Origin of the sequence: Mesorhizobium intechi (assembly GCF_002879535.1) — a bacterium.
GTDB classification, from domain to species: Bacteria; Pseudomonadota; Alphaproteobacteria; order Rhizobiales; family Rhizobiaceae; genus Mesorhizobium; species Mesorhizobium intechi.
The window spans coordinates 1-12,725 of record NZ_PNOT02000013.1; the positions used below are offsets into that span (position 1 = coordinate 1).

Genomic DNA, 12,725 nt, shown 5'->3' on the forward strand with positions numbered 1-12,725 from the left:
GATCTGGAAGGCGCGCCCATCCTGGATGCCGAAATCCCCGCTGGCCGTGTTCTCGTCGAAGCTGACCTGACGCACCTCGACCTGCTCGAGGTGACTTACGAAAAAGCCGCCGCGATTGCCGGGCAGCGGAAATTCGCATGGGTCGATGACCACGACATCCCGGCGCTCAAAGACGCTGGTTTCAACTTCTCCACGCCCGCGGAAACAGCGGCCAAGTGGACCGGCAGTGCACTTCGGCTCTATGCCGGCCATTTCGTCGGAATTCAGGAGACACGCCGGCTGTTGTCGGACATGGAGCCGGACTATGCGGATCTTGTCCGGCAGGCGCAGGAGATCGCGCCGCTGCAGAAGATCGCGGAAGTGCTTCGTCGGCTCGTCGGCGAGAATGTGCCGATCCGCAATCTGCGCCTGATTCTCGAAGCACTGATCGAATGGGGTCAGCGCGAACAAGACGTCATCCTGCTGACGGAATATGTCCGCACATCCTTGAAGCGCCAGATCAGCTTCCGCTGCGCCGGCCGCAACAACATCATCGCGGCATACGTGTTGCAGCGGTCCGCGGAGGACATTCTGCGCAACGCGGTGCAAAGCACATCGACAGGCACATTCCTAAACCTTTCCGACGACGACGCGCAGGCTCTGGTCGGCGAAATCGAGCGGGCGCTGGCGCACAGTTCCGCCGATGTCTCGCCAGTCGTGCTTGCCGCGATGGACGTGCGCCGTCACTTGCGCAGCCTGCTAGCACACAATGCCATCGAGCTTCCGGTTCTGTCCTTCCAGGAACTGGCGCAGGAATTCAACGTCCAGCCGCTGGCCACGATTACCGGCCGCAGCGCAAGGGCTGGCGCGCGCGCCCAGGCGCTGCCGTCGGCTCAGGCGAAAGCCGCGCAGGAGGCAACCTCGTAACGGCGGTCGGACGAATGGGGACATCTGGGGGTTCAGGAGAGGAACGGGATGACGAATCACGATACCGCGGCAGGCGTTCGATCCGCCGCCGGGCGGACGAATATGCGCCGGCTCGCTATCGCGATGGTTGGTGTATTGCTGGCCCTGCTGCTCACAATCGCCGGCGCGGCGGCGCAGAATGCATCGCCCCTGCCAAGCAAGCCAAGCCTCGATCTGCCGGTCGGGCAAGGACGCTTGCTACGGTTCAATGAGCCGGTCGAGTCCGTCCTGGTCGCGGACACCACGATCGCGGACCTCCAGATCGTGTCGCCAAGTCTGGTCTATGTCTTCGGTCTCAAGCCGGGCCTGACCAATCTGATTGCGGTCACGGCCGATGAGCGGATCGAGGCGACGGCTCAGTTCCGCGTCACGCCCGACGTCACACCCGCCACTGAGGCCAAGCATACGATGCAGCCGAATTCGGCGACAAATCTCCACATTTTCGGAACCCGCATCGTCATCACCGGCGAGGCGCGGGGCGTCGACGAGGCGAAGGATCTGGACAATGTCGCAAGAACGTTCTCGCCGCCGCAAACACCGCCGCTGAACAACATGACCGTGCAGGGCTCGCAGCAGGTCAACATCCGGGTCCGCTTTGCCGAAGTCTCGCGCACGGTGTTGCAATCCTACGGTGTCGACTGGTCCGTCGGATACAAGAGTGGCGGCTTCGAATTCAACATGTTCCAGGACAATGGCGTGCCTTCGAGCGGTGACGGGAATTTCGGTCTGAGCCTCGACCAGGCGCACGGCCTCAATTTTGACGTCCTCATCGAAGCCTTGCAACGCAACGGCGTCGTCAAGATTCTGGCCGAGCCGAACCTGACCGCCGTGACCGGACAGACGGCGAACTTTCTGGCTGGTGGCGAGATTCCTGTGCCTATCGCGCAGGGATCAGACGTCACGACCATTCAATACAAACCGTTCGGCGTCTCTCTCGGTTTCACTCCAACGCTCATCGGCCGCAATCGCATTGCGCTGCACGTCCAGCCGGAGGTCAGCTCTTTGTCGGATTCGGGCTCCGTAAGCGCCAACGGCTTTGCCATGCCGAGCTTCGTGGTCCGAAGAGCCGACACGACGGTGGAGGTGGCAAGCGGCCAGACCTTTGCGATCGCCGGGCTTTTCCAGCAGCGGACTTCGCGCAACCTGGAAAAATTTCCGGTTCTTGGCGACGTGCCCGTGCTTGGGCCGCTTTTTCAATCGCAGCGGTTCCAGCATGAGGAGACCGAACTGGTCATCCTGATTACGCCCTATCTGGTGGCGCCGGTTCGTGACAGCCTCGCCACGCCGCTCGACCGCCCGGCTGCCAAGCGTCTCAGTCGCAAGCGCGCCAAAGACGCGTCGGCGACCGGTCTGATCATCAAATAGCGGGGAACGACCATGACGCTGCGCATTGCTCTCTCATCTGTTGTTCCTGCGCTTTTTCTGGCCGGCTGCATGCACAGCCCGCAACAGCGGCAAGATTATTCGCCCGGCTACAGCTATGTTTCGACCGAGGCAGGCGGCTCCGAAAAAGGCGTGAGCGGCTCCGTTGTGGCTCCCAACGCATGCCTGACCGAGCCGGCCGATGATGACAATCCAGCCGCCAGGACGGATTTGACGATCGTCTCCGGCGTCGGCTCTCACCTGCCATCCGGCTGTGCCAACGCCTACAATCTTCAGCGCATGGCCGAAAGCCAACGCGATCTGGTCGAAGGCCGGCGCATGGGAGCGGCGCCGGCGGCGCCGACGGCGCGCGCGGCCCGTCGTTACCTCGATGGCGAGGAGTCGCCGGTTGGTGGAGCTAACACTGCACCGGCGACGCCGCAAACAACGCTGCCCGTCGAGTGAGCCGGCGCCAACTCCGCGCCCGTAGCAGCGCTCCACGCGTCGAGCTTGGTGAAAGATCGGCCCAGGATTTGCGCCGCAACGCGCCAGAACAGATCGCAACGTCACCGAAACGGCTAAATCCCCTATCAAACGCGATTCCGGATGGAAAATCGCTTCTGACTTTTCCCGGAGTTGCTCTAGCTCAGGATGGAGCCGAGTGCCTTGGCTTTGGCCTGCGTGCTGCCCTTCGACCGGATGGCTCTGGCGCGGGCAAGCAAGGTGGCCACCTCCTTGGTCGTCAGACCGATAGGCGGCGAAGCCTTGACCTGATCGGGCTGGCCAAGAAGTCCATAGACCATCACGACGTTACGCTTCTGGTGCAATTGCGCATTGGGTGCGGCGGCAATCTTCTCCACCAGCGGCAGTGCCGCGGCGGAATTGTCTTCAAGGGCCGCCGCCAACGCCATGTTGGTCTCGACGTCGAGGTCGCCGGGCGCAAGTTTCAATGCCTGGGCGAAAGTCGTCTGCGCTTCGGCGGTCTGGCCGGCAAAGGTCTGCGCCACGCCCAAACGGTTATAGGCGGCGCTGGTGTTGACCAGAGGCGCTGCCTGCGCGAGCGCGCGCATGCCGGCATCTATGTCGCCCGCCTCAATCATAGCCGAGCCAAGGCCAAGCATCGCCCTTCCGTCATTGGGGGCTTTTGCGAGCGCGGCCTGATAGGCCTTGGCCGCATCGGCCGGATATCCGGCCCGCATATAGGCATCGCCCGCCTTGACGAACGCGCCCGCCTTGGCGTCCGGCATCGTTGCCGCACGCTGGTAGAGCGCAATCGCGGTATCACTTTCCCCGCGCGCATCGATATCGTCGGCAAGCTTGATCAGCCGGTCCGACTGCGAGGACGGACCTTGGGCCCCAGCGTTGATCGAGCCGGTTTTGGCCGTCTGGCAAGCGGACAGCGCCAGCGCAATGGCCACAGGCAGGAATACGAAATTCAACCGCATATCCACCTCTCTGTATTCAAGCCCGGCGCCACCTTACACAGCCAATGGGCGTACTGGAACCACAACAGTGCGGTAAGATTGCAACATGGCCGAAGAAGCTGAGGAAAAGAAACTACCGGCGTCCGACAAGAAGCTGCGCGATGCGCGCCGCAAAGGCCAGGTTCCCCAGAGTCGCGACCTTATCTCGGGCTTCACGTTCTTCGCGGCGCTCGCCTATCTATATTTTTCCTGGCCGATGCTTTTTAGTCGCCTTTCGGAACTGGTGCAGACCGTGACCGTTCCCGGCGGTTCGTTCGGGGACGTCAGCCTGCGCGCGGTCCGTCACTTTTTCTCGCTGCTGATGCTCGCCACGGCGCCGCTGGTCGGCATCGTTGTCGTTCTCACCGCGGTCTTCGGTATGCTGGGAACGTTCGGGCCGGTCCTCTCGTTCGAGCCGCTTAAACCGCAGTTCGATCACATAAACCCGACCAAGGGCTTGAAGAAGATCCTGTCGCTCCGCAACGTCATCGAATTCGCCAAGGGCCTGATCAAGCTGATCGTGCTGGCATGCCTTTTCGTCTTCGTTCTGATCACATGGCTGCAGCCGCTTTTCGACGTGCCGGGTTGCGGTCCGTCATGCCTGGGCCCGGTGATCAAAGCAGTCCTGACACCTTTGGGAATCGCCGCCAGCCTGGCTTTCATCGTTATCGGCGTGATCGATGTCCCTATTCAGCGCTGGCTGTTTCTTCGCGACATGCGCATGACGACAACCGAGTATAAGCGCGAACATAAGGATCTCGAAGGCGATCCCTTGATCCGCCATGAGCAGCAGCGGCAGCGGCGCGAGGCGGTGATACGGCCGGCGAAGCTGGGTGTGAGAAATGCGGTCCTCGTCTTCGCATCCGGTGACCGGGCCGTGGCGTTGCGCTACATCAGGGGCGAAACGCCGGTGCCGACAGTCGTCGGCAAGGGTCAGGGGCGCGTCTCCGACGAAATAGTGGCTCAAGCGCGCCAGGCCGGTATCCCGGTGGTCGAGGATGGCGCCCTCGCCGAGGCACTCTTCGAAAACACGAACATGGGGTCCTATATCGGCCAGCAGATGTTTTCGCCGGTCGTTCACCATCTCGTCCGGCATGGCCTCACATGAGGCTGGCGCCCAGTTACGCAAAATCAGCCGGTCGGTGCATAATGCTTAGTGGCAGTCGTACCGTCGCGTCAATTTGTTTGGGCGATACGGAGCGACGAAGGCGATGCTTGCATTCGCTGTGAAAACCGGTCGCGAGAGCAGCATCCAGTATGTCGTTGCATGCCCGCGCTCGCGAAGATGCGCCATCATCGACCCCGTCCTCGATTTCGACGAAAAGTCTGGCTCGACGGCAACGACAAATGCGGACACGATCCTCGACTACATCAACAGCCACAATCTGAAGCTCGACTGGATCCTGGACACCCATCCGCATGCGGATCACTTTTCGGCCGCGGGTTATCTTAAGGCCAAAACCGGCGTGCCGACAGCGATCGGCGAGCGCGTGAAGCAAGTGCAGCAGATCTGGCGGGAGTTCTATAATTGGCCGGATCTCGCGTGCGACGGCTCACAATCGGATCGGCTGTTTGGCGACGGCGAGAGTTTCAAGATTGGCGAGCTGGAAGCCCGCGTGATGCACTCGCCAGGCCACACATTGGCGTCGATTACGTATGTCATCGGCGACGCGGCGTTCATTCACGACACGCTTTTCATGCCCGATAGCGGCTCTGCCCGCGCAGATTTTCCAGGCGGCAGCGCAGCTGATCTGTGGCAGTCCATCCAGGACATTTTGAGCTTACCCGGCGAGACCCGACTCTTTACCGGCCATGATTACAGGCCGGGAGGGCGCCAGGCCCTGTGGGAGAGTTCGGTGGCGGAGCAGAAGCAGAAGAACCCGCATGTCGCCAGCCAATCACGAGGCGGCTTCATCAGACTTCGAGAGGCGCGCGACAGGACATTGCCCATGCCGAAGCTCATTTTGCATGCGCTGCAGGTCAATATCCGCGGAGGTGAACTACCTCCGATCGAAGAAAACGGTCGGCGATATCTAAGCATTCCGCTCGACGCGCTGCCAGGATCGGTTTGGGGTTCGTAGCGCTCGACCTGCCCAGGCGAAAACAGATTCATCTTTCATAGACCTCGCTCGACAGCGCGTTGCGCGCGGCATAGAGCTCGGCGGTGAACTCGGCGATCAGCGTCGAATTGATGCCGTCGGGCGGGCGCAGGATCAGTGCGCGGAAATGGACGGCCGGTTCGAATGGCCTGGCGACGATACCTTCGATCATGCGGTCGGCAATGACGGAGGAATTGACGAGGCCGATCCCCATGCCCTTCGCCGCGAGGATGGCGATGGTCAGACCATAGGGGGTCTCGACCAATATTCGTGGCCGCACGCCGTGTTCAGCAAGAATTTTGTCCATCGCAACACGCGCCGTATCTTCAGGCGACAATGCCAGGAACGGTTCGTCCGCGAGGTCGCTCGGCGTGATCGTGGACTTCCGTGCCAGCCGATGGGTCTTCGGCATCACGCACACCGCATGTGGGGTGGTAAAGACGCTGTGAAGCACGCCACTCGTATCAACCTCGTCCGCAGCCAGGCCGATATCGAAACTGCCGGAAGCCACCAGATCGCGCACGACATTCGACGTGCGAACCTGATAGCTGATGCGGACCTGCGGATGACGGCGCGAGAAGGCCACGATGGCGCGTGGCACCAGCCCATGACCGAGCGCCGACAGGCTGGCAATGCGGATGGTCCCAGTGCCGACCTCCTTGATCTGGGCCGCGCGGAGCTTCAGCCGGTCGAGCCCGACCAGGCTGGCTTTCACCTCGGCATGGAACAACTCGCCTTCGCGTGTCGGCACCAGCCTGCCGCGAATACGGTCGAACAGCCTGAAACCCAGTTCGGCCTCCAGCTTTGCCAGCGACCGGCTGATGGCGGGCTGCGAGGTGTCGAGCAACGCTGCCGCCGCGCCGGCACCGCGTGCGATCATGATGGCGTTGAAGACGTCAATGTCGCGCAGGTTCATTGCTAGTCCATATCAAAAACGAATGGACTTTATCGTTCCGGCCATGGAAGGCAATGGGTCGGCTGGCTAAGGTCACTTCATGACCCTGAGCGACGACACCTCACATGTACATCCTCCCAAGCGCTCCGCGGAGCCATTCCAGGCGATGGCGATGGCGGTCGAGCGCGCCTCAACGGTTGTCTTCGACGATCTGGAGTCATTCGAGCGTCGCATCGAGCGTCTTTACGACGGCTTCAGCTACGGGCTTTATGGCACGCCGACCAGTCGCCAGCTGGAAGATCACATTGCCAAGCTGGAAGGCGGGTCACGCGCTCTCGTCGTGCCGTCAGGCATGGCAGCCATAACGCTGGCAACCATGACTGCCTGCCGCGGCGGTGAGCGCGTTTTGATCCCTGAGACGCTCTACGGCCCGGCGCGTGACATGATCGGCCGCTTCCTCGCCCCGCTCGGCATCGAGGCCACTCTCTACGACCCAAGGCTTGACGCGGGCATCGCGAAACTGATCGATCCGCGAACGAGGCTGGTCTGGGTGGAATCGCCGGGTTCGGCCACCTTCGAAGTGCAGGACGTGCCGCAGGTGGTGGCTGCGGCCCATCAAGCTGGCGCGCTTGTGGCAGCCGACAACACCTGGGCCTCGCATCTGTTTTTCAAGCCCCTCGCCCGCGGTGTCGACATCTCGATGCAGGCCCTCTCCAAACATGCAGGCGGCCATGGCGATCTTCTGATGGGCTCGGTCGCTGTGCATGACGAGGCGCTGTTTCGGCGCCTGAAGGACACAGCGCGTTTCCTGGGCTACGGGGTCTCGCCGGAGGATTGCGCGCTTTGCGAGCGCGGCTTGATGACGATGCCGGTGCGCATGCGCAATGCCCAAGCCACGGCGCAAGAGGTCATGTCATGGCTGTCAGGACGCCCGGAAGTCGCGCAGATCCTGCATCCAAGCGTGCCAACCCATCCTGGGCATGCCGTCTGGAAGCGCGACTTCACCGGCTCGGCGGGTGTCTTCTCGATCGTCTTGCGGCCTGACCGGGCGCCCGTGCAGGCGGAGATCCTGCGGCGTTTGCGCCTGTTCAGGCTTGGCGCGAGCTGGGGTGGCGTGCATTCGCTGATCGCCGTGAGCGATCCCCGAAAGGGTCGGACCAGCCTGGGCTGGCTGAAGCCCGGACCCGTCTGGCGTCTATCGATCGGCCTCGAGGCGATCGACGATCTCCTTGCCGATCTTTCTCAAGCCTTCGATCTATTTGCCGAAAGCCGGCAGGGCAAAACCGTCATGGTCGACGCCAGGACGTAAACTGACAACAACCTCAACGACAAGGGGAATGAACATGAAGGGTAACGGTTTGAAATGGCTCACAGGCGTTGCGATCGGGCTCGCTGGCCTCGCCGCCGGGCTCGGCGACGCGAACGCGCAGGCCGTCGTCAACAAGATCAAGGAGCGCGGCTACGTCAGCTGCAGCGCCAGCCAGGGTGTGCCGGGCCTCTCACGACCTGACGAGAAGGGCTATTATCGCGGTTTCGATTCCGATATTTGCCGCACTTTCGCGGTCGCTATCCTCGGCGACAAGGACAAGATCCGCTACGTGCCGCTCAATGCCGGCCAGCGGCTTCCTGCATTGCAGACCGGCGAGATCGACATCCTGTCGCGCACGTCCACCATCACCTATAGCCGAGATACGACCGTCCGCTTCGTATGGATCAATCTCTACGACACGGATGGCCTGCTTGTGCGGAAGGCAGACAACATTACCGAGGCTAAGATGCTCGACGGCAAGACCGTCTGCCTGCAGGGCGGCGGTAGCTTGACGGAGAAGGCGATCGAGGAGACCGAGGACCAGTTCGGAATCACGATGAAGAAGGTCTACTATGACTCGACCATTCAGGCGCGCGATGCCTTCTTCGGCGGGCGCTGCGATTCCTATGTCACAGATGGCACTGCGGCGGCCGGACAGCGGGCGTCCGTGGCCAAGAATCCCGACGACTACGACATCATCAAGGTCGGCAATGCCGCAGAACCCAACGGCGTCGCGGTCGCTCGCGGTGACGATCAGCTGTTCGACGTCGTGCGCTGGACGCTCAATGCCCTGTTCTGGGCTGAAGCCAATGGCATCACATCGCAGAATATCGATGAGAAGCTTGCCTCCGGAAGCCCTGAGGTAAAGCGCGTGCTGGGCGAGGAACCTGGCTTCGGCAAGCCGCTCGGGCTGGACGACAAATGGGTCTACAACGTCATCAAGCAGATGGGCAACTACGCCCAAATCTGGGACCGCAATCTGGGCAAGGACAGCCCGCTCAAGGTCGAACGCGGCCTGAACGCCCTATGGAAGGACGGCGGCCTCAACTATCCCTTCCCGTGGGATTGAGCCTTCACGGAAGGGGGCGGGCGGCGCCCTCTTCCCTGCTGACACATGAACCTCTCCGAGGCCGGCATGCTAAGTGACGCCAAGACCAGATCGATTTTCATCCAGGGCGCCCTGGTCGTCTTCTTCGTCGGCTTCCTCGCGCTCATGCTTACCACGACGTTCGCCAATCTCAGGGCGCGCGGGATACCCATCGGCTTCGACTTCCTGAAGCTTCCGTCCAGGATTGTCATCTCGGAAGCCATACTCACCTACAGAACTCGAGACCCCTATTATTGGGCGATCGTGACCGGGGTGGCCAATACCGTCTTCATCTCCGCCCTTGTCATCATGTTCTCCTCCGTGCTCGGTCTGCTTGTCGGCATCGCCCGTCTGAGCAGCAATCCCCTTGCCGCCGGCAGCTGCCGGGTATGGGTGGAGCTGGCGCGCAATACGCCGCCAATCGTCCTGCTTATTTTCCTCTATTCGCTGTGGTGGAAAGTCCTGCCGCCGGTCGGCGAGGCGCTCAACCCCTTGCCGGGTGTCTATGCCTCGATGCGCGGCCTGGAAGTTCCGGGCGTCAGCATCGACGTTGGAACTACAGGACTGCTCGTGGTCGCGTTGGCCCTGGCGGCCGCCGTCGCCAGTTGGATAGCCATGCGAAAGGGGCGATTGTCGCCGCTGGCGGCGCTTGCCGCCCTGGCGACAGCGGTGGCAGGCCTTTGGCTCGCCGATATTCGCTTCTCGGTCGACCTTCCAGTATTCAAAGGATCGAACTTTCATGGCGGCGCGGAACTCACTCCCGAGCTCAGCACTATCCTGATCGGTCTGACCATCTACACTACCGGTTTCGTCGCAGAGATCGTTCGCGGCGGGGTCTTGTCGGTCGGTCGCGGCCAATGGGACGCCGGTCATTCGCTTGGGCTGCCGCGCGGCAAGATCCTGCGCCTGATTGTGATCCCGCAAATGCTGAGAGTGATCGTCCTGCCGCTCAACAGCCAGTACATCAACGTCGTCAAGAATTCGACGCTCGCGATCGCCGTCGGCTATCCGGATTTCCTCGCGGTGATGAACACGATCATCAGCAAGTCCAGCCACTCGATCGAAGGCGTCTTCATCATCCTTGGCGTCTACCTTGCCCTCAACCTCACTCTGTCGAGCGCGGCCAACTGGTACAACCGCCGTATCGCCATCGTGGAGCGATGAACATGGCCATGCCTTTCTCCATTTCCGCTGACGCACCGCCCGCCCAGCTCCGACTCAGCGGGGTGATGCGTCTTGCCAAGTTGCTGTTTGGCACGCCACTGAATGCCGCGCTCACACTGGTGTTCGGAGGACTGCTCGTCGTCACGGTGCCGGCCATAATGCGCTGGGCGGTGATGGATGCGGTTCTGTTCGATCCTGATCCAAAGGCTTGCCGGGCGGCAACCGGCGCCTGCTGGAGCTTCATCTACACAAAATCCGGCCAGCTCCTCTTCGGTATCTATCCCCTCGACGAACGCTGGCGCCCGGCGACAGTCTGCCTGATGATTCTCGCACTGCTCGCCTGGTCGGTGCGGCCTGCAAGCTGGACGCCTCGCCTGCTGGCGGTCTGGGTAGCGGCGCTCGCGCTGATCTTCTGGCTGATGGGTGGAGGCTGCGGTCTGACCGAAGTGCCCACTTCGTCCTGGGGCGGCCTTCCGGTGACGCTAATCCTCACCGTGGTTGCGATCGGGGTCGCCTTTCCCGTCAGCATCCTGCTCGCGCTGGCAAGGCGCTCAACCATGCCGGTGTTGCGGACCGCTGCCGTGATACTGATCGAATCGGTGCGCGGTTTGCCGCTCCTCTCTATCCTCTTCGTGGCGTCAATCATGATGCCGCTGTTTCTGCCCGAGGCGTTGCTGCCCGACAAATTTACCCGTGCGCTTGTCGCGCTCACCGTCTTCGCCGCTGCCTATCTTGCCGAGGTGGTCCGCGGCGGCCTACAGGCCATTCCCAAAGGACAGTACGAAGCGGCTGCAGCGCTCGGTCTGCCCTTCTGGCGGACGCAATATCTCGTCATCCTCCCACAGGCGATCCGCATAGCGATCCCCGCGCTCGCCAACACCATCATCGTCATGATCAAGAACACCAGCCTGGTGCTTGTCGTCGGGCTGTTCGACCTCATCAGCTCCGGCAAGGCGGCACTGGCTGATCCGGAATGGCCCTCCCCCGCTGCCGAGACCTTCCTCTTCATCGGTGCGATCTTCTTCGCGCTGTCCTTCTCGTTCGCCCGCTTCGCCGACTTTCTCGAGCGGCGCGGCCCAGCCGCTCACTAGGAAATCAAATGATGCTGCCTTCCATGCCTGTTGTCGGACCCACGCGGTCTAACCAGGTCCCGGAGACGCCAGCCGCTATCGAGATGATCGGCGTGAGCAAATTGTATGGAGGCTTCCGCGCGCTTAGTGACATCAGTCTCACTGTGCGCGGCGGCGAAAAGCTGGTGATCTGCGGGCCATCGGGTTCGGGCAAATCGACCATGATCCGCTGCATCAACCGGCTTGAGCAACACTAGCAAGGCCGGATCATCGTGGGTGGCGTTGATTTGACCGATGACCTGAAGAAGGTCGACGAAATCCGCCGCGACGTTGGCATGGTTTTCCAGCACTTCAACCTGTTCCCGCATCTGACTGTCTTGGAAAACCTGACGCTAGCGCCGATCTGGGTGCGAAGGATGCCGCGTAAGCAGGCAGAGCAGGTAGCCATGCACTATCTCGAACGCGTCAAGATCCCGGAACAGGCGCAGAAATATCCCGGTCAACTCTCGGGGGGTCAGCAACAGCGCGTGGCGATCGCGCGCTCGCTTTGCATGCGCCCGAAGATCATGCTGTTCGATGAGCCAACCTCGGCACTCGACCCGGAAATGGTGAAGGAGGTGCTCGACACCATGATCTCGCTGGCGCAGGACGGCATAACCATGCTGTGCGTCACTCATGAGATGGGGTTTGCCCGCCAGGTCGCCGACCAGGTCATCTTCATGGACCGGGGAGAGATCGTAGAGATCAGCCCCCCAGCCGATTTCTTCTCCGACCCTCGCCACGAGCGCAGCAAGCTATTTCTGAGCCAGATCCTGAACTAAATCGCTTTCGCGAATGACGCGTTTCCGCGATTCAACTCACACACCAAAAATCCGATCCGCGGATGCTATCGAGAATGAAAATAGAAGGGCAGAATTCGCGTCATCAAGAGAGAATTCTCCTCGCCGGCCAGGTTCGCGGACCACCTGATCTCAAGATGCACAACGAACAGAAGGTTGGTTGCGGGCGATTTGAACCTGCGAGCTAACTTTTGATTTTGTTGATCAGAATTTGCGGCACGAAAAAAGCGGTCCGGCCACGGCGCCGATCGTATCCATGCCGCGATGGCCCCTCCGTCTCACAGGGCTAGAACGCCCGCATCGTGTTCACACCGGCGATGTCCGCTTCTGCGGGACATCACGGGCGGGCGCAATGACCGACATGAGGCGCAAAGCGGACAGGCAGCGTGGGGCCGAGACCCGGACTGGCGGCTTTAGGGCGGCCAAAAATGCGAAAACGGACATTCAATCCGGTGTGACTCACAGTGGCCCAACGCGGACATCTCGCGTTGC

The 12,725-nt window shown here is 61.6% G+C and carries 11 protein-coding genes and 1 pseudogene; 10 read left to right on the top strand and 2 right to left on the bottom strand.

Going from position 1 to position 12,725, the window contains the following annotated elements; genetic code table 11:
* The 3 genes from C1D09_RS00815 to C1D09_RS00825 form a co-directional block, all read left to right on the top strand.
* Nucleotides 1-906: FHIPEP family type III secretion protein (locus C1D09_RS00815; protein ID WP_208760327.1), on the top strand; the 906-nt coding region annotated here is incomplete at its 5' end.
* A 48-nt stretch (nucleotides 907-954) separates the two neighbouring features.
* The gene (locus C1D09_RS00820) at nucleotides 955-2,310 is read left to right on the top strand and encodes a type II and III secretion system protein family protein (protein ID WP_143972542.1); all 1,356 of its coding nucleotides are present in this window, start codon (nucleotides 955-957) and stop codon (nucleotides 2,308-2,310) included.
* Nucleotides 2,311-2,322: 12 nt separating this feature from the next.
* Nucleotides 2,323-2,772, top strand: coding sequence for a hypothetical protein (locus C1D09_RS00825; protein ID WP_143972543.1), 450 nt, complete (start codon nucleotides 2,323-2,325; stop codon nucleotides 2,770-2,772).
* Between the two features lie 176 nt (nucleotides 2,773-2,948).
* On the opposite strand, the gene C1D09_RS00830 is transcribed toward C1D09_RS00825, so the two are convergent.
* Complete coding sequence (locus C1D09_RS00830; RefSeq protein WP_246135615.1) at nucleotides 2,949-3,746, bottom strand: tetratricopeptide repeat protein; 798 nt, start codon at nucleotides 3,744-3,746, stop codon at nucleotides 2,949-2,951.
* A gap of 91 nt (nucleotides 3,747-3,837) precedes the next feature.
* On the opposite strand from C1D09_RS00830, the gene C1D09_RS00835 reads away from it, so the two are divergent.
* Both C1D09_RS00835 and C1D09_RS00840 read left to right on the top strand, forming a co-directional pair.
* Nucleotides 3,838-4,878, top strand: a complete 1,041-nt coding sequence (locus C1D09_RS00835) for an EscU/YscU/HrcU family type III secretion system export apparatus switch protein (protein ID WP_143972545.1) — start codon at nucleotides 3,838-3,840, stop codon at nucleotides 4,876-4,878.
* A 103-nt stretch (nucleotides 4,879-4,981) separates the two neighbouring features.
* Nucleotides 4,982-5,851 (top strand): MBL fold metallo-hydrolase, encoded by an 870-nt coding sequence (locus C1D09_RS00840; protein WP_143972546.1) that lies wholly within the window; start codon nucleotides 4,982-4,984, stop codon nucleotides 5,849-5,851.
* 28 nt (nucleotides 5,852-5,879) lie between these two features.
* Here the strand turns inward: C1D09_RS00840 and C1D09_RS00845 are convergent, their stop codons facing one another.
* Nucleotides 5,880-6,785: a LysR family transcriptional regulator gene (locus C1D09_RS00845; protein WP_143972547.1), complete on the bottom strand. Its 906-nt coding sequence runs from the start codon at nucleotides 6,783-6,785 to the stop codon at nucleotides 5,880-5,882.
* A 79-nt stretch (nucleotides 6,786-6,864) separates the two neighbouring features.
* Between C1D09_RS00845 and C1D09_RS00850 the strand changes: the two genes are divergently transcribed.
* The 5 genes and pseudogenes from C1D09_RS00850 to C1D09_RS00870 all read left to right on the top strand — a co-directional run bounded on the left by C1D09_RS00850 (nucleotide 6,865) and on the right by C1D09_RS00870 (nucleotide 12,215).
* Nucleotides 6,865-8,073, top strand: a complete 1,209-nt coding sequence (locus tag C1D09_RS00850) for a trans-sulfuration enzyme family protein (protein ID WP_143972548.1) — start codon at nucleotides 6,865-6,867, stop codon at nucleotides 8,071-8,073.
* A gap of 34 nt (nucleotides 8,074-8,107) precedes the next feature.
* Nucleotides 8,108-9,142, top strand: a complete 1,035-nt coding sequence (locus C1D09_RS00855) for a transporter substrate-binding domain-containing protein (protein ID WP_143972549.1) — start codon at nucleotides 8,108-8,110, stop codon at nucleotides 9,140-9,142.
* Nucleotides 9,143-9,208: 66 nt separating this feature from the next.
* The gene (locus C1D09_RS00860; RefSeq protein WP_143972551.1) at nucleotides 9,209-10,324 is read left to right on the top strand and encodes an amino acid ABC transporter permease; all 1,116 of its coding nucleotides are present in this window, start codon (nucleotides 9,209-9,211) and stop codon (nucleotides 10,322-10,324) included.
* 2 nt (nucleotides 10,325-10,326) lie between these two features.
* Nucleotides 10,327-11,415: an amino acid ABC transporter permease gene (locus C1D09_RS00865; RefSeq protein WP_208760328.1), complete on the top strand. Its 1,089-nt coding sequence runs from the start codon at nucleotides 10,327-10,329 to the stop codon at nucleotides 11,413-11,415.
* Between the two features lie 83 nt (nucleotides 11,416-11,498).
* A pseudogene (locus C1D09_RS00870) lies at nucleotides 11,499-12,215 on the top strand (amino acid ABC transporter ATP-binding protein).
* Nucleotides 12,216-12,725 lie beyond the last annotated feature (510 nt).

Bases quoted from the DNA above. Each gene is read 5' to 3' on its own strand.
- C1D09_RS00820 (WP_143972542.1), top strand. From the start codon at position 955: ATGACGAATCACGATACCGCGGCAGGCGTTCGATCCGCCGCCGGGCGG.
- C1D09_RS00825 (WP_143972543.1), top strand. From the start codon at position 2,323: ATGACGCTGCGCATTGCTCTCTCATCTGTTGTTCCTGCGCTTTTTCTG.
- C1D09_RS00835 (WP_143972545.1), top strand. From the start codon at position 3,838: ATGGCCGAAGAAGCTGAGGAAAAGAAACTACCGGCGTCCGACAAGAAG.
- C1D09_RS00840 (WP_143972546.1), top strand. From the start codon at position 4,982: ATGCTTGCATTCGCTGTGAAAACCGGTCGCGAGAGCAGCATCCAGTAT.
- C1D09_RS00845 (WP_143972547.1), bottom strand. From the start codon at position 6,785: ATGAACCTGCGCGACATTGACGTCTTCAACGCCATCATGATCGCACGC.
- C1D09_RS00850 (WP_143972548.1), top strand. From the start codon at position 6,865: ATGACCCTGAGCGACGACACCTCACATGTACATCCTCCCAAGCGCTCC.
- C1D09_RS00855 (WP_143972549.1), top strand. From the start codon at position 8,108: ATGAAGGGTAACGGTTTGAAATGGCTCACAGGCGTTGCGATCGGGCTC.
- C1D09_RS00860 (WP_143972551.1), top strand. From the start codon at position 9,209: ATGCTAAGTGACGCCAAGACCAGATCGATTTTCATCCAGGGCGCCCTG.
- C1D09_RS00865 (WP_208760328.1), top strand. From the start codon at position 10,327: ATGGCCATGCCTTTCTCCATTTCCGCTGACGCACCGCCCGCCCAGCTC.